At 64.5% G+C, this 17,684-nt stretch carries 21 protein-coding genes and 1 tRNA gene; 18 read left to right on the plus strand and 4 right to left on the minus strand.

All coding sequences use genetic code 11. The annotated features are described in order from the left end of the window. Window positions 1-57: 57 nt before the first annotated feature. Both AC1DXM_RS06560 and AC1DXM_RS06565 read right to left on the minus strand, forming a co-directional pair. Window positions 58-246, minus strand: coding sequence for a hypothetical protein (locus AC1DXM_RS06560; RefSeq protein ID WP_192258691.1), 189 nt, complete (start codon window positions 244-246; stop codon window positions 58-60). A 7-nt stretch (window positions 247-253) separates the two neighbouring features. Next, the gene (locus tag AC1DXM_RS06565; protein WP_477232314.1) at window positions 254-451 is read right to left on the minus strand and encodes a hypothetical protein; all 198 of its coding nucleotides are present in this window, start codon (window positions 449-451) and stop codon (window positions 254-256) included. A 185-nt stretch (window positions 452-636) separates the two neighbouring features. On the opposite strand from AC1DXM_RS06565, the gene rsmI reads away from it, so the two are divergent. Next, window positions 637-1,542 (plus strand): 16S rRNA (cytidine(1402)-2'-O)-methyltransferase, encoded by a 906-nt coding sequence (gene rsmI, locus AC1DXM_RS06570; protein ID WP_477232315.1) that lies wholly within the window; start codon window positions 637-639, stop codon window positions 1,540-1,542. Continuing rightward, entirely contained in the window at window positions 1,535-1,912 is a 378-nt protein-coding gene (locus AC1DXM_RS06575; protein ID WP_477232316.1) for a YraN family protein, read from the plus strand. The genes rsmI and AC1DXM_RS06575 overlap by 8 nt, the downstream gene beginning before the upstream one ends. A gap of 143 nt (window positions 1,913-2,055) precedes the next feature. Here the strand turns inward: AC1DXM_RS06575 and AC1DXM_RS06580 are convergent, their stop codons facing one another. Next, window positions 2,056-2,862: an undecaprenyl-diphosphate phosphatase gene (locus AC1DXM_RS06580; protein ID WP_477232317.1), complete on the minus strand. Its 807-nt coding sequence runs from the start codon at window positions 2,860-2,862 to the stop codon at window positions 2,056-2,058. A gap of 168 nt (window positions 2,863-3,030) precedes the next feature. On the opposite strand from AC1DXM_RS06580, the gene AC1DXM_RS06585 reads away from it, so the two are divergent. The 15 genes from AC1DXM_RS06585 (at window position 3,031) to AC1DXM_RS06655 (ending at window position 15,767) form a co-directional block, all read left to right on the plus strand. Further along, a complete protein-coding gene (locus AC1DXM_RS06585) occupies window positions 3,031-3,723 on the plus strand; it encodes a glutathione S-transferase family protein (RefSeq protein ID WP_192258695.1) in 693 nt (230 codons plus the stop codon). Then, a complete protein-coding gene (gene queG, locus AC1DXM_RS06590) occupies window positions 3,704-4,858 on the plus strand; it encodes a tRNA epoxyqueuosine(34) reductase QueG (protein WP_477232318.1) in 1,155 nt (384 codons plus the stop codon). The genes AC1DXM_RS06585 and queG overlap by 20 nt, the downstream gene beginning before the upstream one ends. Continuing rightward, window positions 4,855-5,760, plus strand: coding sequence for an SDR family oxidoreductase (locus AC1DXM_RS06595; RefSeq protein ID WP_477232319.1), 906 nt, complete (start codon window positions 4,855-4,857; stop codon window positions 5,758-5,760). The genes queG and AC1DXM_RS06595 overlap by 4 nt, the downstream gene beginning before the upstream one ends. Window positions 5,761-5,824: 64 nt before the next feature. Then, complete coding sequence (gene mepA, locus AC1DXM_RS06600) at window positions 5,825-6,922, plus strand: penicillin-insensitive murein endopeptidase (protein WP_477232320.1); 1,098 nt, start codon at window positions 5,825-5,827, stop codon at window positions 6,920-6,922. A gap of 82 nt (window positions 6,923-7,004) precedes the next feature. Then, window positions 7,005-8,033: a glucokinase gene (locus AC1DXM_RS06605; protein WP_477232471.1), complete on the plus strand. Its 1,029-nt coding sequence runs from the start codon at window positions 7,005-7,007 to the stop codon at window positions 8,031-8,033. Window positions 8,034-8,176: 143 nt separating this feature from the next. Beyond that, on the plus strand, window positions 8,177-10,036 hold the full coding sequence (locus AC1DXM_RS06610) for an ABC transporter ATP-binding protein (protein WP_477232321.1): 1,860 nt from the start codon (window positions 8,177-8,179) through the stop codon (window positions 10,034-10,036). Continuing rightward, window positions 10,033-10,854, plus strand: coding sequence for a 4-hydroxy-tetrahydrodipicolinate reductase (gene dapB, locus AC1DXM_RS06615; protein WP_477232322.1), 822 nt, complete (start codon window positions 10,033-10,035; stop codon window positions 10,852-10,854). Before AC1DXM_RS06610 ends, dapB begins: the two co-directional genes overlap by 4 nt. A gap of 94 nt (window positions 10,855-10,948) precedes the next feature. Continuing rightward, window positions 10,949-11,569, plus strand: a complete 621-nt coding sequence (locus tag AC1DXM_RS06620) for a 2,3-bisphosphoglycerate-dependent phosphoglycerate mutase (RefSeq protein ID WP_352583075.1) — start codon at window positions 10,949-10,951, stop codon at window positions 11,567-11,569. A gap of 76 nt (window positions 11,570-11,645) precedes the next feature. Next, a tRNA-Leu gene (locus tag AC1DXM_RS06625) sits at window positions 11,646-11,730 on the plus strand. A gap of 229 nt (window positions 11,731-11,959) precedes the next feature. Next, the gene (locus AC1DXM_RS06630) at window positions 11,960-12,292 is read left to right on the plus strand and encodes an ArsR/SmtB family transcription factor (protein ID WP_477232323.1); all 333 of its coding nucleotides are present in this window, start codon (window positions 11,960-11,962) and stop codon (window positions 12,290-12,292) included. 26 nt (window positions 12,293-12,318) lie between these two features. Continuing rightward, complete coding sequence (locus AC1DXM_RS06635; protein ID WP_477232324.1) at window positions 12,319-12,828, plus strand: arsenate reductase ArsC; 510 nt, start codon at window positions 12,319-12,321, stop codon at window positions 12,826-12,828. 4 nt (window positions 12,829-12,832) lie between these two features. Further along, entirely contained in the window at window positions 12,833-13,507 is a 675-nt protein-coding gene (locus tag AC1DXM_RS06640) for an aquaporin (protein WP_477232325.1), read from the plus strand. Between the two features lie 10 nt (window positions 13,508-13,517). Continuing rightward, window positions 13,518-13,940 carry an arsenate reductase (glutaredoxin) gene (gene arsC / locus AC1DXM_RS06645; RefSeq protein ID WP_477232326.1) on the plus strand — a complete coding sequence of 141 codons (423 nt, stop codon included), beginning with the start codon at window positions 13,518-13,520 and terminating at the stop codon, window positions 13,938-13,940. 69 nt (window positions 13,941-14,009) lie between these two features. After that, window positions 14,010-14,330 (plus strand): ArsR/SmtB family transcription factor, encoded by a 321-nt coding sequence (locus AC1DXM_RS06650; RefSeq protein WP_477232327.1) that lies wholly within the window; start codon window positions 14,010-14,012, stop codon window positions 14,328-14,330. A 48-nt stretch (window positions 14,331-14,378) separates the two neighbouring features. Continuing rightward, window positions 14,379-15,767 carry an NAD(P)-binding protein gene (locus AC1DXM_RS06655; RefSeq protein WP_477232328.1) on the plus strand — a complete coding sequence of 463 codons (1,389 nt, stop codon included), beginning with the start codon at window positions 14,379-14,381 and terminating at the stop codon, window positions 15,765-15,767. 35 nt (window positions 15,768-15,802) lie between these two features. Here the strand turns inward: AC1DXM_RS06655 and AC1DXM_RS06660 are convergent, their stop codons facing one another. Next, window positions 15,803-16,321: an N-acetyltransferase family protein gene (locus tag AC1DXM_RS06660; protein WP_477232329.1), complete on the minus strand. Its 519-nt coding sequence runs from the start codon at window positions 16,319-16,321 to the stop codon at window positions 15,803-15,805. Between the two features lie 162 nt (window positions 16,322-16,483). On the opposite strand from AC1DXM_RS06660, the gene AC1DXM_RS06665 reads away from it, so the two are divergent. Continuing rightward, window positions 16,484-17,623, plus strand: coding sequence for an MFS transporter (locus tag AC1DXM_RS06665; protein ID WP_477232472.1), 1,140 nt, complete (start codon window positions 16,484-16,486; stop codon window positions 17,621-17,623). Window positions 17,624-17,684: the final 61 nt, after the last annotated feature.

Genomic DNA, 17,684 nt, shown 5'->3' on the forward strand with positions numbered 1-17,684 from the left:
CGCCGCGTCGCTTCGCCCTAGGATGACGAAGGCGGGGATACCGCACCGATCGACAAATCAAGCGTCGTGCTTGAAGCGGCGCTTGCCACGATCCTTTTCGGCATGCGCGTCGCCAGGTCGGGCCGGCTTGGCGTCGGCCTTGTCGCGGCGGACGCTGTGCTGGTCGTTCATCGGATGCGGCGGCACGCCTTCTCTGGCGCTCTTGGTTTCAAGACGGGTGATGAAGATATCGAAGCGATTGGGCATCGTCCGGTCAGTGCTCCGTCGTGCTGTTCTGCTGGTTGTCGGGCTGATTGTCGGAAAACCTGACATTCGTCGGCAAGGGGGTGGTGGCCCGCCTTGTCAGGCTGGTGGCGCTCTTGGCAAGCAGACGCTTGTCCTTTGGCGCGGGCACGCGGTTGCGCCCGGCATAGTAGGGCTCGAAAACGTCCTGCAATTTCAGGCTGTCCATCCTGTCCTCCTCCTCAAGAGACTCAGGTATTCAATCCGCCGGCCACGGTTTCGTTCCCCACTATGGCAAAGACATGGCGGCCGGATTACATCGGCGTCAGGTTTGGGGTCAGGTTGAGGCGGGACGCCGGGCTTTTGCAACCGCGCCTGCGCCGTGCCAAACAGGGCTGAACGGAGATGTCAGCGGTGACCGGCGAAAAACGCAGCTATGTGATCGGCCAGACCGAGATGCCGGTCCGGCCGCTGGAGCCGGCGCTGTATCTGGTGGCGACGCCGATCGGCAATCTCGCCGACATCACGCTGCGCGCGCTGGAAACGCTGGCCGCCGCCGACATTGTCGCCTGCGAGGACACCCGCGTCTCGCGCGTGCTGCTCGACCGCTACGGCATCCGCCGTCGCACCACCGCCTATCACGAGCACAATGCGCAAGAGGCCGGGCCGAAGCTGATTGCAGCGCTTGAGACCGGGCAGAGTGTGGCGTTGATCTCGGACGCCGGCACGCCGCTGATCTCAGATCCCGGCTACCGGCTGGTCGGCGAGGCGCTGGAGCGCGGCCTGCGCGTCGTGCCGATCCCCGGCCCATCGGCGCCGCTGGCAGCCCTGACGGCGTCGGGCCTGCCGTCCGACGCCTTCCTGTTCGCCGGCTTTTTGCCGGTAAAAACCGGGCAGCGGTTGACCAAGCTCGAAACCTTCAGGGCAGTGCCGGCAACACTGATCTTCTTCGAATCGCCACGCCGACTGGCCGAGACGCTGGTCGCCATGGTCGAAGCGCTGGGCGGTGAGCGCAAGGCAGCCATCGGCCGCGAGCTGACCAAAACTTTTGAAGAGATGCGGACGGGCACGCTTGCCGCGCTGGCCGACCACTATGCGGCGACCGACACGCCGAAGGGCGAGATCGTCATCTGCGTCGGTCCCGCCGAGGTTAAGGCCGACCAACCCGCCGACATCGACCGGCTTCTTCTGTCGCTGGCCGCCGAAATGCCAGCTTCGAAGGCAGCGGCGGAAGCGGCGAAAATGACCGGCGGGCAGAAACAGGCGCTGTACCGGCGGCTGCTTGAGCTCAAGGACGGCGGAGAAAGCAGCGGTGGTTGAGCGCCCGAGCGCCAGCCGCCAAAAGGCCTATCGGCGCGGACATCGCGGCGAGTGGCTGGCGGCAGCGGCGCTGATGCTGAAGGGCTACCGCATTCTTGCGCGCCGCCATCGCACGCGCTTCGGTGAAATCGACCTGATCGCCAGGCGCGGTGACCTCGTGCTGTTCGTCGAGGTCAAGGCGCGGCGCACGCTGATGGAGGCGATGGAGGCGATCGGCCATGAATCCGAGCGCCGCATCGAAGGCGCCGCCGATATCTGGCTGTCGCGCCAGCCGGACTACGGCAAATTGTCGATGCGCTTCGACATGGTGGCCGTGCTGCCCTGGCGCTGGCCGGTGCATGTGGAGAATGCGTTTTATGGGAAGGATTAGCGGCCTTACCCTCCCCCTTGTGGGGAGGGTCGGTGAGCAAGCGACGCGAAGCGTCGTTGACGAAACGGGGCGGGGGTGTGGCGCTGACCCCCACCCCGATCCGCTTTGCGGATCGACCCTCCCCACAAGGGGGAGGGTAACGCTCAGCCCCACACCATCAGCGCCACCAGCCCAACCGCCCCCACCACCAGGCGCCACCAGCCGAACAGCGCGTAGCCGTTGCGAGAGACGTAATCGAGCAGGAAGCGGACGACGATCAGCGCGGCGACAAAGGCAGCGACGAAGCCGATGGCGATGATCGGCAGGTCGGCTGTCGTCAGCACATTGCGGTTCTTGAACAGGTCGAAGGCGAAGGCGCCGACCATGGTCGGGATGGCAAGGAAGAAGGAGAATTCCGCCGCCGCGCGCTTGTCGACGCCCAGAAGCAGGGCGCCGACGATGGTCGAACCGGAGCGCGACGTGCCGGGGATCAGCGACAGGCACTGGAACAGGCCGATCTGGAGATAAAGCCTTGTCGGGAAGCGTTCGACGTCGCGGTAGACCGGTTGCAGCTTCATGCGGTCGACCGCCAGCAGCACGACGCCGCCGATGATCAGCATGATGCAGATCAGCCGCGGCGATTCGAACAGGATGGTCTTGATGAAATCATGCGCCAGCGCGCCGATGATGGCCGCCGGCAGGAAGGCAATCAGGATGCCGAGGACGAAATGCCGCGTCAGCCGGTCATGCGGCAGGTCGAGCAGCATTTGCCACAGGCGGCGGAAATAGACGCTGAGGATCGCCAGGATGGCGCCGAGCTGGATCAGGATCTCGAACGCCTTGCCTGTGGAATGGAAGCCGAGGAAATGGCCGGCGAGCAGGATATGGCCGGTGGAAGAGACCGGTATGAACTCTGTCAGCCCCTCCAGCAGGCCGAGCAGCAGGGCTTCGACAATGGTGTGGCTATCCATGGCAACCTCGGCATTCAAGTGACGGAAGGAAACGGCTTGCAAATGGCTTGCTTGTCACGGCGCGGAAGTCCCCCTATAGGTCGCAACACCGTGACGGCCGCATGACGGGCCGCCAAGACTTACCGGTGCGCCCTGCGATTCGCCAGTGCGCTTAATTATCGCGGAACCATGCTGACGCTTTTCCATCACCCGATGTTCGCCACCTGCCGCTTCGTTCGCCTCGCCTTTGGCGAGTATGGCGAGGAGCTGGCGCTGATCGAGGAAAAACCGTGGACACGGCGCAAGGAGTTCCTGGCGCTGAACCCGGCCGGCACCTTGCCGATCCTGCTGGCCGAGGGCGACGTGCCGATCGTCGGCGCGATGGTGATCGCGGAATATCTTGACGAGACGCGGGGCGTCCTGAAGCGCGACAAGCGGCTGTTCGCCGAAGACCCGATGGAACGTGCCGAGATTCGCCGGCTGACCGACTGGTACCTCAACAAGGCCGAGAGCGAGGTAACGCGGCACCTGGTGCGCGAACGCGTGCTGAAGCCTATCATGCCGGAAACGGCGGGAGGCGGCTCGCCCGATTCGGGCGCGATCCGCGCGGCGCGCGCCAACATCCGCCAGCATATGAAATATACCAACTGGCTGGCCGGTACCCGCCACTGGCTGGCCGGCAGCAAGGTCACCTATGCCGACCTGGCAGCCGCGGCGACGCTGTCGGTGCTGGATTATCTCGGCGAGATCGACTGGCGCGAGCATGCCGCGGCGCGCGAATGGTACACGCGGGTGAAATCGCGGCCGTCGTTCCGGCCGCTGCTCTCCGACCGGGTGCGCGGCCTGTCGCCGGTGTCGCATTATGCGGACCTCGACTTCTAAACGCGAAACCCTGCGCGCGCTGATCGACGCGGAGGCGCGGCGCGCCGGCTTCGATGCGGTTGCGGTCACTAGGCCTGACGCGATCCCGCTGGCGCCAGCCCGATTGGCCGAATTCGTCGCCGACGGTTTTCATGGATCGATGGAATGGATCGCAGAGACGCTCGAGCGTCGTAGCGAACCCTCGACGCTGTGGCCCGACGTGCGCTCGATCATCGTGCTGGCGATGAATTACGGCCCGGATCACGATCCGCGTGCACTGCAGGCAAGGCGCGATCGCGGCGCGATCTCGGTCTATGCGCAGAACCGCGACTATCACGAGGTGATGAAGGGAAGGCTGAAGGAGATCGCCGGCAAGATCGTGGCGCGGGCCGGCGGCGACGTGAAGGTGTTCGTCGACACCGCGCCGGTGATGGAAAAGCCGCTGGCCGAGGCCGCCGGGCTCGGCTGGCAGGGCAAGCACACCAATCTGGTTAGCCGCGAGCATGGCTCCTGGCTGTTCCTCGGCACCATCTTCACCACCGCCGAGCTTGAGCCCGACGCAGCCGGAGAGGACCATTGCGGCTCCTGCCGCGCCTGTCTCGATGCCTGCCCAACCGATGCCTTTCCGGCGCCCTACCGGCTCGATGCCCGGCGCTGCATTTCCTACCTCACCATCGAGAATAAGGGGCCGATCCCGCACGAATTCCGCGAAAAGATCGGCAACCGCATCTACGGTTGCGACGATTGCCTGGCGGCCTGCCCGTGGAACAAGTTTGCGCGAGCCGCCTCGGAGGCAAAACTCGCTGCGCGCGACGAACTGCGCGAGCCGCCGCTGGCGGAGCTGTTGCAGCTGGAAGATGCCACGTTCCGGTCTTTCTTCTCCGGCTCGCCGATCAAGCGCATCGGCCGCGACCGCTTTGTCCGCAATGTGCTGATCGCCGCCGGCAATTCCGGGGATTTTTCGCTGGCCGGCCCGGTGCGTGCTTTGCTGAGCGATCCGTCTCCGCTGGTGCGCGGCGCGGCCATCTGGGCGCTGGCGCGGCTGGTGCCGGAGGCCGAATTCAGGGATAGGGCCGCTGCCAGCTCGAAAACCGAAACCGACGCGACAGTGCGCGACGAATGGCTGTCCGCATTGCCAACAGAGGCGCATGCATGAGCGAAAAGCAGGTCTTCATCTTCGGCGCCGGCTATTCCGGGAAAGCCTTAGCCCGGGCCGACGAGGAGGCGGCGACGATTTTCGGAACCACGCGTTCGCCGGAAAGATTCGAATCACTCAAACAGGCCGGCATCGTGCCGCTGCTGTTCGACGGCGCGCTGACACCCGAGATCAGCGACGCGCTGGAGAAAACCACCCACCTGGTCATCTCCGTTGCCCCCGAAGAGGCCGGCGATCCGGTATTGATAGCCGCCCGCGCCGCAATCGTGGCGCAGATGCCGGCTCTAGAATGGATCGGCTATCTCTCGACCGTCGGCGTCTATGGCGACTATGGCGGCGCCTGGGTCGACGAGACGGCCACTTGCCGGCCGGTGTCGAAGCGCTCGGCAATGCGGGTGGCGGCCGAGCAGGGCTGGCTGGAGCTTGGCCGCGAGACCGGCAAGCCGGTGGCTATCCTGCGGCTTTCCGGCATTTACGGGCCGGGCCGCAATGCGCTGGTCAATCTGGAAAACGGCACGGCCAGGCGGCTGGTCAAGCCCGACCAGGTGTTCAACCGCATCCATTGCGACGACATTGCCGGTGCGCTGTGGCACCTCATCGGCGGCAATACAGGTGGCATTTTCAACGTAACCGATGACGAGCCGGCGCCGCCGCAGGATGTCGTCACCTATGCCGCTTCACTGATGGGCATCGAGCCGCCGCCGGAAATTCCTTTCGAGACCGCCCAACTTTCGCCCATGGCGCGGTCCTTCTATGGCGAGAACAAGCGCGTCGCCAACACGGCAATCAAGGCGGTGGGCTATCGGTTCCGCTTTCCGGACTACCGCCAGGCATTCGACCGGATGTGGGCCGACGGGAGCTGGCGCGATGGCGAGCCGCGCAGCCCGATCAAGGGTGGATAATCGAAACGCGGCGCCGGGCGTGGTATGATTCGCCGAGTTGCGCGGCCTGTTGCAGAGGGGGCTTATGACGATTTCGATGCGATCCTTGCCCGGCAGACGGCCGTTCCTGACGGCGGCGCTGGCGATTGTGGCACTGGCCGGACTGGTTGCGGGTGCAATCACGGCCGAGCCGCGGGCAAAAGACCTGTTCGGCGCCAAGAAGCTGCCGGCGGTGGCTGCAGCGCAATCCTTCGGCTTCTACTCCAAGGGCTGCTTCACCGGCGGTGTCGCCATTCCGATGGATGGGCAGAACTGGGAGGTGATGCGTCCCTCGCGCAACCGCCGCTGGGGCCATCCGACGATGATCGCGCTGATCGAGAAACTGTCGCGCGATGCCGCCGCCGATGGCTGGCCCGGCCTGTTGATCGGCGATATCTCGCAACCGCGCGGCGGGCCGATGCTGACCGGGCACGCCTCGCACCAGATCGGCCTCGACGCCGACATCTGGCTGACACCGATGCCCGACCGCAAGCTCACGACCCAGGAGCGCGAAAACATCAGCGCCACGCTGATGGTCGACGACAAGACGCATCTGGTGAAGGACAGGCTGTGGAAGCCGATGCACACGCAGCTTCTGAAGCGAGCGGCGAGCTATTCGGAGGTCGAGCGCATCCTGGTCAATCCCGGCATCAAGAAGAAGCTTTGCGACACCGTCACCGGCGACCGTTCCTGGCTGCGCAAGATCCGGCCGTTCTGGGGCCATGACTATCACTTCCACATCCGCATCGGCTGCCAGCCGGGCTCGCCCAACTGCAAGGGACAGGAAGCGACGCCAGACGATGACGGCTGCGGCAAGCCGCTGGCCTGGTGGTTCACCGAGGAGCCGTGGAGGCCCAACAAGAACCCGGACGCGCCCAAGGCACGCGACGTGATGACGATGGCGAACCTGCCGAAACAATGCCAGTTCGTGCTCGACCAGCCCGATGCCGACTCGGCGGAAGCCGTCACCTATCGCGGCGGCGGCGTGCCGATCGCGGCCAGGGCGCCCGAACCTGATGCGCCTTTGCCGCCCATCAACGGCAACGCGGCGGGCCTGCCAAGCGCCGCTAACGCCTTCACCGCGACGCCGGAAATCGGCATTCCCCTGCCCAGGCGACGGCCGCCGGCAAACGTCGGACAGTAAAGGCGAACTGACGCTTCCCCTTTCCAGGGCCATGCGCTAGTCAATCGATTGAAACGGGCGCAACGGCGTCGCAAAGGGGACGATCAAGAGCATGTCAGGCGACGACGACGCAGCGTTGCGGTTTCCAGTGCTGATCGGCGATATCGGCGGCACCAATGCGCGCTTTTCGATCGTGCTCGACGCGAATTCGGAAGCCGGCGAGCCGCAGATCGTGCAGACGGCCAATTTCAACACCATCGACGAGGCGATCCAGGCGGCGGTGCTCGACCGCTCGTCGGTGAGGCCGAATTCGGCGGTGCTGGCGATCGCCGGGCCGGTCGATGGCGACGAGATCCCGCTCACCAACTGTCCCTGGGTGGTGAAGCCGAAGCAGATGTTTTCCAATCTGGGCCTGAGCGACATCGTCGTGCTCAACGATTTCGAGGCGCAGGCGCTGGCCGTCGTCGCGCTCGGCGAAGAGCATATGGAAAAGATCGGCGGCGGCACGCCGGAGGAGAATGCCGGGCGCGTCGTGCTCGGCCCCGGCACCGGGCTCGGCGTCGCCGGGCTGGTGCATGCGCTCAACCATTGGATACCGGTGCCCGGCGAGGGCGGCCATATGGATATCGGGCCGCGCACACCCCGTGATTTCGAGGTGTTCCCGCATATCGAGAAGCTCGAAGGCCGCATTTCGGGCGAACAGATCCTGTGCGGGCGCGGCCTGGTCAATGTCTATAGGGCGGTGGCCAAGGCCGACGGAAAGCCTTTTCCCTTCACCACGCCGGCCGAAATCACCGGGGCGGCGCTGGCCAAGACCGATGCGGTCGCCGAGGAAGCGCTGGCGCTGTTCGTCACGTGCCTTGGCCGCACCGCCGGCGATCTCGCGCTGGTGTTCATGAGCCGCGGCGGCGTGTTTTTGACCGGCGGCATCGCGCAAAAGATCGTGCCGGCGTTGAAGGAGGGCAATTTCCGCTCCGCCTTCGAGGACAAGGCGCCGCACAGCGCGCTGATGCGCTCGATGCCGGTCTATGTCATCACCCACCCGCTGGCAGCCCTTCTCGGCCTCGCCGCCTATGCCCGCAACCCGTCGCTGTTCGGTGTCCAGACCGCGGGGCGGCGCTGGCGGGCGTAATCCGCTTGCCTTCCCCTGGGGCTGTTTCGGGCTGCGATCCCGGCCGCGACGAAGTTTCGCCATAGGCAAGCCGTAGCCGGGGCGCTAAGAGGGGGCCGAATTCCGGCCCGCTCTACCCAGGAAACCGACGAAGCGCTGCAGATTTGACACTTCAAAGCCCAAACAGATTGAAGGTGCGGCCGACCGAGGTCTCGGCGGTGCTGCGCCGCATCCTGGCTGAAAACAGCCGCGACTATCACTGGCACTATGCCGTCGCCATCATCTGTTCGCTGCTGGTTTCGGGCACGACGGCCTTCAGCGCCTGGATCATGGCGCCGATGGTCAACCAGATCTTCTACGAACGGCAGGGCGGCGCCGTCTTGTGGATCTGCGCCGGTTTCATGGGCGCCTTCATGATCCGCGGCTTCGCCGGCTACGGCCAGGCGGTGGCGCTGGCCACGATCGGCAACAATCTGGTGGCGCGCTACCAGAGACGCATCTTCGATCATCTGATGAAGCTCGGCGTCGACTTCTTCAACGACACGCGTTCGGGCCGGCTGGCGGCGCAGGTCAATGAGAATGTCGGCGGTATTCGCGACCTTTTGTCGTTGACCATCGTCTCGATCACCCGCGACGCCGTCACGCTGGTCGGCCTTGTCGGCGTCATGATTTACCAGGATCCGGTGCTGTCGCTGAGTTCACTGCTGATCGGACCGCCGCTGATCTGGGCCGTCGTCTACATCACGCGCCGGGTACGCAAGATCAACCGGGAATCGGTGCTGATCAATTCCCGGCTGATCGGGGCCGTGCAGGAGGCCACGCAAGGCATCGCCATCGTCAAAGCCTTCACCATGGAGGAGGAGCTGTCGCGCCGCATTGGCGACCTCGCCGCCAGCGCCGAACAGCGCAGCAACAAGATCGCCCGCGTCTCGGAACGGCTGTCGCCGATCTCCGACATGCTGGCCGGCCTCGCGGTGACCGCGGTCATCGGTTATTCCGGCTATCGGGCACTGGTGCTCGGGCAGCCGCCGGGCGCGGTGTTTTCGTTCATCACCGCGCTGATCCTGGCCTATGACCCGGCGCGACGGCTGGCGCGCATGCAGGTCTCGATGGAGCGGGCGCTGGTCAATGCGCGCATGATCTACGAGCTGCTCGACCGCGAGCCGAAGCAGGGCGACGCGCCAGGCGCCACAGAGGCGCATTTCACCACCGGCGCGGTGCGGTTCAACAACGTGTCGTTCCGCTATGTCGAGGAAGTGCCGGTGCTGCAGGATCTGAGCTTTACCGCCGCCGCCGGCAAGATGACGGCCATCGTCGGCGCCTCGGGCGCCGGCAAGACGACGCTGGTGGCGCTGCTGCAGCGTTTTTACGATGTCGATGCAGGCACGATCGAGATCGACGGTCAGGACATTTCCAAAGTCACCAAACACTCGCTGCGAAGTTCGATCGCCTATGTCTCGCAGTCGCCTTATCTGTTCGAAGGCACCATCCGCGACAACATCAGGTATGGCCGGCTTTCGGCCACCGATGCCGAGATCGAGCAGGCGGCGATCCAGGCCGCGGCCGACGACTTCATCCGCCAGCAGCCGCAAGGCTACGACACGCCGGTCGGCGAAAGCGGCGCGACGCTGTCGGGCGGCCAGCGCCAGCGCGTCTCGATTGCGCGGGCCATCGTGCGCAACGCGCCGATACTGCTGCTCGACGAGGCGACCTCGGCGCTCGACAACGAGGCCGAAGCCCGCGTCCAGGAAGCGCTCACCCACGTCATGGCCGGCCGCACCACCATCGTGATCGCGCACCGCCTGTCGACCGTGGTCAATGCCGACCACATCATCGTCATGGAGCAGGGCCGGCTGGTCGAGGAAGGCACGCATGCCTCGCTGATGGCCGATCCGCACAGCGTCTATGCCCGCTTCCACCGCGTGCAGGGCAAGAAGGGGCTGGGGCTTGTCGACGACGCCAAGCCAATCCAAACTCCGCTGCCGCGTTCGCGTGGAAAGAAGGTGTTGGGGAGGACTGTATGAGCGAATCCGGCGATATGGGCCTGGTTGTGGTGGGGGCGGCCGGCCGCATGGGCCAGACGCTGATCCGCGCCATCCATTCGATCCCCGGCGCGCTCGTGGTCGGCGCGGTCGAACGCGCTGGGTCGCCCTATCTCGGCAAGGATGCAGGCGAACTTGCCGGCATCGGCACCATCAATGTGACGATCTCAGACGACCCGCTGCCGGTGTTCGCCAAGGCCGACGGCGTGCTCGATTTCACCGCTCCGGCCGCTACCGTCGAATTCGCCGGCTACGCCGCGCAGGCGCGCATTGCCCATGTCATCGGCACAACCGGCTGTTCGGCGGAAGACAACGCCAAGATCGAAGCCGCGGCGCGCCACGCGACGATCGTCAAATCCGGCAATATGAGCCTCGGCGTCAATCTGCTGGCGGTGCTGGTGGAACAAGCCGCGCGCGCGCTCGACGCCGACGATTTCGACATCGAGATCCTCGAAATGCACCACAAGCACAAGGTCGACGCGCCGTCGGGCACCGCCTTGCTGCTCGGCGAAGCGGCAGCGGCCGGACGCGGTATTGCGCTTGCCGGCAACGCTGTGCGCGCGCGGGACGGCCATACCGGCGTGCGCAAACCTGGAACGATCGGTTTCGCCAGCTTGCGCGGCGGCTCGGTGGTCGGCGACCACAGCGTGATCCTGGCCGGCACCGGCGAGCGCATCACGCTGTCGCATCACGCCGAGGACCGCGCCATCTTTGCCCGCGGTGCTGTGAAGGCGGCGCTTTGGGCTCGCGCGAAGAAGCCTGGACTGTATTCGATGCGGGACGTGCTCGGCCTGAGCTGAGGCATCTATTTTTCTTACGCAATTCCGGACGGAAAACCGCTACACACTTTTCCTGGAATTGCTCAAACCCACCCCACAACTCGAAGGAGCAAACATGTCGGGAACTCTCGTGCTCGTGCGACACGGCCAGAGCGAATGGAACCTGAAGAACCTGTTCACCGGCTGGCGCGATGTCGACCTGACCGAGCAGGGCCACAAGGAGGCCAAGGAAGCCGGCGCGAAGCTCAAGGCGCGCGGGCTGAAATTCGACATCGCCTTCACCTCGGCGCTGATCCGGGCGCAGAAGACCTGCCAGCACATTCTCGACGCCGTCGGCCAGAGCGATCTGAAGACGATCCGCGACCAGGCGCTGAACGAGCGCGACTATGGCGACCTCTCCGGCCTCAACAAGGACGACGCGCGCAAGAAGTGGGGCGAAGAGCAGGTGCATATCTGGCGCCGCTCCTACGACGTGCCGCCGCCCGGCGGCGAAAGCCTGAAGGACACCGGCGCCCGCGTCTGGCCGTACTATCTGCACGACATGCAGTCGCATGTGCTGAGGGGCGGCACGGTGCTGGTCGCAGCGCACGGCAATTCGCTCAGGGCGCTGATCATGGCGCTGGACGGCAAGAGCGGCGAGGAGATCGTCAAGCTGGAACTCGGCACCGGCGTGCCGGTGATCTACAAGCTCAACGCCGATTCCACCGTGGCGTCGAAGGACGTGCTGGAAAACTGAGCCGGCGCGTCGCCAGGCGGGTTTGAAAAAAGCGCGTTGACACCCGTCGCTTGCCCGCTTACATGAGCCCGCACCAGCCCAGATGGCGGAATTGGTAGACGCGCACGGTTCAGGTCCGTGTTCCGCAAGGAGTGGAGGTTCGAGTCCTCTTCTGGGCACCAAATTCCCGTTTCGAACCGCCTAGCGTGGTTGAGACGCCTGACAAAAAGCCCGGTTCGTCCGGGCTTTTTTGTTGCTTTGGTGATCCAGCTTGCAGGCGCAATCTTGCCGTCGCAGATGTAGTCTGTCCTCGCCAAGAGCTGTCTAGCCGACGATCGATCCGATTTGCTGAATGTCATCCAAATGTCATACGCCTTGGCTACATGACGATAAATCTGGATTTATGGATACGTGGACAAAGAGACCGCCCTTCTCGCGCTTGCGGCGCTTGGCCAAGACACAAGGCTGGAGGTTTTCCGGCTGCTGGTTCGGGCCGGCGCTGAAGGCGTGCCCGCCGGCGAGGTCGCATCGCGCCTAGGCATCGTCCAGAACACCATGTCGGCGCATCTGAAGATACTTGGCCATGCCGGGCTGGTCCGCGCCGAGCGCGAGGGGCGCACCATTCGCTATGTCGCCGACATGACCGGTTTTCGCGACTTGCTTGCTTACCTCATGGAGGATTGCTGCAACGGTGCCCCGGAACTTTGCCAGCCGGCAATCCAGGCAGTGACTTGCAAGTGTTAGGCCGGCAAATGGCAGGGGAGGAAGCCATGAGCGATCAGATCTACAACGTGTTGTTTCTGTGCACCGGTAATTCGGCGCGGTCGATCCTCGCGGAGGCGATCCTGAACCGTGTCGGTGCCGGCAGGTTCAAGGCCTTTTCCGCCGGTTCCCATCCGAAGGGTGCGGTCCATCCCTATACGCTGCAGCTTCTGAAGACCCTCAACCACAATACCTCCTTTGCCCGTTCGAAGGACTGGGAGGAATTTGCGGTGCCGGGCGCACCGGAGATGAATTTCGTTTTCACTGTCTGCGACAACGCAGCCAACGAATCCTGTCCTGTATGGCCCGGCCAGCCGATGACGGCGCATTGGGGAGTGCCCGATCCCGCAGCCGTCGAGGGCACGGATGCTGAAAAGCACCTGGCATTCGCCGACGCCTACCGCATGCTCAACAATCGTATCTCGATCTTTGTCAGCCTACCGATGGATATGGTCGACAAGCTCGCTTTGCAGAAGCGACTGGACGAGATCGGCCGCACTCTTCCCAAGGCTGGCTAGCAACATGGCCGTTGACCTGTCACGACGCCTTGTCGCCGAAGCACTCGGGACCGCCATGCTGGTTGCCGCCGTTGTCGGTTCGGGCATCATGGCCGATCGCTTGACCGACGACGTGGCACTTTCGCTCCTCGGCAACACGATCCCGACGGGCGCTATGCTGGTGGTGCTGATCACCATTCTTGGGCCGATTTCCGGGGCGCATTTCAATCCGGCGGTGACGCTGGTCTTTGCCTTGCGACGGGAAATCCAGACAAAGGCGGCTATCGCCTACGTCATCGCCCAAATCACGGGCGGCATCGCAGGTACGTTCCTGGCGCACGCCATGTTCGACCTGCCGATCCTGCAAATCTCCCAGACCGTGAGGGCCGGAAGCGGCCAGTGGTTCGCGGAGATCGCGGCCGCCTTTGGCCTTGTCTTCACTATTCTTGCCGGCCTGCGTTTTCGAAGCGACGCCATTCCGTGGCTGGTCGGGCTCTACATCACATCGGCCTATTGGTTCACGGCCTCGACCTCGTTTGCCAATCCGGCCGTCGCCATCGCGCGTGCCTTATCCAACACTTTTGCTGGCATCCGGCCGCTCGATGTCCCGGCCTTCATCGTCGCCGAACTGCTGGGCGCGCTGCTCGCCATGGCGCTGGCCGGCTGGCTGCTTTCAGAACCCAAACCCGAGCCAAGATGAAAGCTGCGCAATGACCATCACCATCTATCACAATCCCGATTGCGGCACGTCACGCAACACCCTGGCGATCATCCGTCAGTCCGGCGAAGAACCGGAGGTGATCGAATATCGCAAGACGCCGCCGTCGCGCCAAAAGCTCGTCGAGTTGATTGCGGCGATGGGGATGACACCGCGCGACTTGCTGCGCGAGAAGGGTACCCCCTATGCCGAGCTCAACCTCGGCGATCCCAAATGGAGCGACGACGAAATTCTCGATTTCATGCTGGCTCATCCGATCCTGATCAACCGGCCGATCGTGGTGACACCGCTCGGCGTCGTGCTGGCGCGGCCGTCGGAAGCCGTCCTCGATATCCTTCCAAATCCGCAGATCGGCGCCTTCACAAAGGAGGACGGTGAGGTCGTCATCGATGCCGAGGGCAAGCGCGTCATCTGAGCAGCGTGTTATTTCGATGGCAGTCGAAATAACACTTGACGGCCTCGGTCACGGGCGTATTGTATTTCCATGAAACTCGAACAAGCAGCAAAACAGCTCGAAGCGCTCGGCAATCCGACGCGGCTGAACCTCTATCGCACGCTGGTCAGGGCCGGGGCAGCCGGCAGGCCGGTCGGTTATTTGCAGGAGAGTCTCGGCATCGCTGCCTCGACCTTGTCGCATCACCTGCACCGGCTGATCCTCACTGGCCTAGTGACTCAGGAACGGCAGGCGACGACGCTGATCTGTCGCGCCAACTATCCCATCATGCAGGATCTGATCGGTTTCCTCGCCGACGAATGCTGTGCCGATGCCGCCTGCACTCCCGCCACCGGAGACGTGGCCGCGTAATTTTTTGCTTGTTATTTCGATAATCCCGGAATGATGGAAGGTATAGAAATGACCCCGCAAAGCGATCTAGCCATTGCCGTCATCGGCGCCGGTCCGGTTGGGTTGGCGGCAGCGGTCCATCTTTTGGAACAGGGCCTGCCGGTGAAGGTCTATGAGTCCGGTAGCGGCGTTGCGTCCAACCTCAGGGATTGGGGCCATGTCAGAGTGTTCACGCCCTGGCGCTATTGCATCGCTCACGCGGCGAGAAAATTGCTCGAGGCCAATGGCTGGCACATGCCTGAGCCCGAGGCATTCCCCACCGCCGGCGAGCTTGTCGAGCATTACCTGGAACCGCTTGCCGGGCTGCCAGAACTGGCGCCGATGATCGAAACCGGCGCTCGCGTCGTTGGCATCTCGCGCTGGGGCGCCGACAAGGTGCTGAGCAACGCACGCGGCACGCGGCCCTTCATGCTGGTGGTCGAAACGGCCAATGGCACAAGGAGAGACAGCGCCCGCGCCGTCATCGATGCCTCCGGCACCTGGCAGATGCCCAATCCGCTCGGTGCCGGCGGAATCGCGGCCGAAGGCGAGGCAGAGAATGCCGGCCGTATCGCCTATGGCATCCCTGATATTCTCGGCCGTGACCGCGCTCTTTACGCCGGACGCACGACGCTGGTTGCCGGTTCGGGGCACTCGGCCGCCAATGCGTTGCTCGACCTCGCCAGACTGGCCGAGGCCGAGCCCGGCACCGCGTCCATCTGGGTGACGCGCGGCACCGACCTCGTGCGCATCTATGGCGGCGGCGATGCCGATGCTTTGCCGGCGCGCGGCGAGCTTGGCGCCGATGTTCGCGAACTGGCGGAAAGTGGCCGCGTCTCGCTGGTAACAGGATTTGCGACCGTCGCCATCCGCGCGCAGGAGAATCGTCTGATCGTCGAAGGCGAGACCGCAGGCGGTTTGCGCCAGGTCGGCCCTGTCGACCGCATCATCGCCGCAACCGGGCAGCGGCCCGATCTTTCGCTGACCAGGGAGCTTCGCCTCGACCTCGATCCGTGGCTTGAAGGCGTCAAGGCACTGGGGCCGCTCATCGATCCCAACGAGCATTCCTGCGGAGATGTGCCGCCGCATGGCCACCGTGAGCTCAGCCATCCCGAGCCCGACTTCTACACGGTCGGCATCAAGAGCTATGGCAGGGCGCCAACCTTCCTGCTGCTGACGGGTTATGAGCAGGTCCGCTCCGTCGCCGCCGCTCTTGCCGGCGACATGGTTTCCGCCGATGCAGTGCAACTGGTGCTGCCGGAAACCGGCGTCTGTACGGTGCCGTCTTCTGCACTTGACGATGCCTCAAAAGGCTGTTGCGGCGGCCCGGCAGCAAAGGAAGCGGATGCCTGCTGTGTCGCCGATGCCGAGGCAAAAGCTGTCGGCAAGGTTGGGTGCGGTTGCGGCGTTGCCGCGTGAGCTCGCTGCCACCATCGACGGCCGGCATGCGCAGCCTAAAGCGGCAGATGCTTCATGAAATAGATAGAGACTTTCGGCTGGCCATGCGGGTCGACAAAGTGATGCGGGACAGAGCCGACCTCGTGCCAGTTGAGCCGCCTGTAAAGTCGCTCGCTGGCCCCGCCCTCGACCGTATCGAGGAGGAGCAAGGACCGTTTTCTGCTGATGGCCTCACGCTCGACAGCCTCCATGAGAGCGAGACCGATGCCTTGCCGCTGGAAGTCGCGATGAACGAGGAGTTTGTAGACTTCGGCGCGGTGCGGCGCGTTCGGCTCCGGCGAGAGATAAAGTTGAACCGTGCCGACGACACGGCCGTCTATATCGGCGCAGATGAGGAGCCGTTCGCCTTCCCTCACCGAACGGAAAACATCCTCCCAATGTGCCAGCGCCTGAGGCTCGTCGAAAGGAAGCACGAAGCCAACGAGCGCGCCGTCTTCGACGCTCTGGGTCAGCATCTCGGCAAGGGCCTGCACATGAAGCCTTGCCTCATTCTCATCAAACACCGCGATGCGCATCAGGTCTTTCCTCTTGAGTGGTCAGAAATAGCGGGCTTTGACGGGCTCGTGAAGGCACCGACGATAGCCGCTTTGCTCGCTTCCTGGGAGCATGCCTGAGTGGAATCGCCTGGAATCCCAAGTCGTCCTGTCATCGTCACGACGCTCGGCCTCACGCAGATCATGGCATGGGGCTCCTCCTATTATCTGCCGGCCGTCATCGGCCCTGCCGTGTCGGCGCAGACCGGCTGGCCGTTTGCCTGGGTGATCGGCAGCCTGTCGCTCGGGCTGCTTGTCGCAGGCCTGATATCGCCGCATGTCGGTGCCGCGATCGAACGCCACGGTGGCCGCATGACGCTCGCCTTCAGCGCCGTTTGTCTCGGCATCGGCCAGGCAGTGGTGGCCGCGTCGCCCACCCTTTCCGTCTTCGTCGCCGGCTGGCTGATCATGGGTTTCGGCATGGGCGCCGGCCTTTATGACGCCGCCTTCAGCACGCTCGGACGGCTGTATGGGCGCAGCGCCCGCTCGACCATCACCAGCCTGACGCTGTTTGGCGGCTTCGCCAGCACGGTGTGCTGGCCGATTTCGGCCTTTCTGCTCGATACGTTCGGCTGGCGCGGCGTGTGCCTGGTCTATGCGGCGATCCAGCTGGTGGTGGCATTGCCGGCCTATCTGCTTATCCTGCCGCGCGGCGTTCCCGCCGAAGCGTCTGCCCACACGGCTGCCGCGCCGGAAACGGGACTGGCGCCGCGCAGCCTGCCCCTGATGGCCACGCTGGCGGCAGCCATCACGCTGTCGGCGGTCATATCATCGACCTTGTCGGTGCATCTGCTGACCGTGCTGCAATCCACCGGCCTGGCGCTGGGCGCGGCGGTCGGTCTTGGCGCACTGGTCGGTCCTTCCCAGGTCGGCGCCCGCGCCATCGAAATGGCGATCGCCCGCTATCATCATCCGGTCTGGACCAAACTCGCCTCGGTGACCTTTGTGGTTATCGGCGTGGCGACGCTCTGGACCGGGCTGCCGGTTCTGCCGGTGGCCCTGGTGTTCTACGGCGCCGGCATCGGCCTGGAATCGATCGCGCGCGGCACGTTGCCGCTCGCCCTGTTTGGCGCCAGCGGTTACGCCAAGCTGATGGGCCGGCTCGCCATGCCGAGCTTGATCGCTCAAGCCGCGGCGCCCTCCGCCGGCGCGCTGCTCTTGCAACATACCGGTGAGCGCGGATTGCTGACCGTTCTGCTCGGCCTCGCGCTGGTAAACGTCGCGCTCGTCGTCGCATTGTTTGCCTTGCAGCGCGGGGCCATGCGGCCTGTTCGCACCAGCTAACGGCAAGTTCCCAGCGCGCCAGTCAGCGTTGAAAAGTTGTTTCAGGTCAGGATCAGGCCGG

This window comes from Mesorhizobium sp. P3_A2 (assembly GCF_056403115.1).

What these genes read in the sequence shown, in the direction of transcription:
- AC1DXM_RS06560 (WP_192258691.1), bottom strand. Translation starts at nt 246, where the DNA reads ATGCCCAATCGCTTCGATATCTTCATCACCCGTCTTGAAACCAAGAGC.
- AC1DXM_RS06565 (WP_477232314.1), bottom strand. Translation starts at nt 451, where the DNA reads ATGGACAGCCTGAAATTGCAGGACGTTTTCGAGCCCTACTATGCCGGG.
- AC1DXM_RS06580 (WP_477232317.1), bottom strand. Translation starts at nt 2,862, where the DNA reads ATGGATAGCCACACCATTGTCGAAGCCCTGCTGCTCGGCCTGCTGGAG.
- AC1DXM_RS06585 (WP_192258695.1), top strand. Translation starts at nt 3,031, where the DNA reads ATGCTGACGCTTTTCCATCACCCGATGTTCGCCACCTGCCGCTTCGTT.
- queG (WP_477232318.1), top strand. Translation starts at nt 3,704, where the DNA reads ATGCGGACCTCGACTTCTAAACGCGAAACCCTGCGCGCGCTGATCGAC.
- AC1DXM_RS06595 (WP_477232319.1), top strand. Translation starts at nt 4,855, where the DNA reads ATGAGCGAAAAGCAGGTCTTCATCTTCGGCGCCGGCTATTCCGGGAAA.
- mepA (WP_477232320.1), top strand. Translation starts at nt 5,825, where the DNA reads ATGACGATTTCGATGCGATCCTTGCCCGGCAGACGGCCGTTCCTGACG.
- dapB (WP_477232322.1), top strand. Translation starts at nt 10,033, where the DNA reads ATGAGCGAATCCGGCGATATGGGCCTGGTTGTGGTGGGGGCGGCCGGC.
- AC1DXM_RS06620 (WP_352583075.1), top strand. Translation starts at nt 10,949, where the DNA reads ATGTCGGGAACTCTCGTGCTCGTGCGACACGGCCAGAGCGAATGGAAC.
- AC1DXM_RS06635 (WP_477232324.1), top strand. Translation starts at nt 12,319, where the DNA reads ATGAGCGATCAGATCTACAACGTGTTGTTTCTGTGCACCGGTAATTCG.
- AC1DXM_RS06640 (WP_477232325.1), top strand. Translation starts at nt 12,833, where the DNA reads ATGGCCGTTGACCTGTCACGACGCCTTGTCGCCGAAGCACTCGGGACC.
- arsC (WP_477232326.1), top strand. Translation starts at nt 13,518, where the DNA reads ATGACCATCACCATCTATCACAATCCCGATTGCGGCACGTCACGCAAC.
- AC1DXM_RS06650 (WP_477232327.1), top strand. Translation starts at nt 14,010, where the DNA reads ATGAAACTCGAACAAGCAGCAAAACAGCTCGAAGCGCTCGGCAATCCG.
- AC1DXM_RS06655 (WP_477232328.1), top strand. Translation starts at nt 14,379, where the DNA reads ATGACCCCGCAAAGCGATCTAGCCATTGCCGTCATCGGCGCCGGTCCG.
- AC1DXM_RS06660 (WP_477232329.1), bottom strand. Translation starts at nt 16,321, where the DNA reads ATGCGCATCGCGGTGTTTGATGAGAATGAGGCAAGGCTTCATGTGCAG.
- AC1DXM_RS06665 (WP_477232472.1), top strand. Translation starts at nt 16,484, where the DNA reads ATGGCATGGGGCTCCTCCTATTATCTGCCGGCCGTCATCGGCCCTGCC.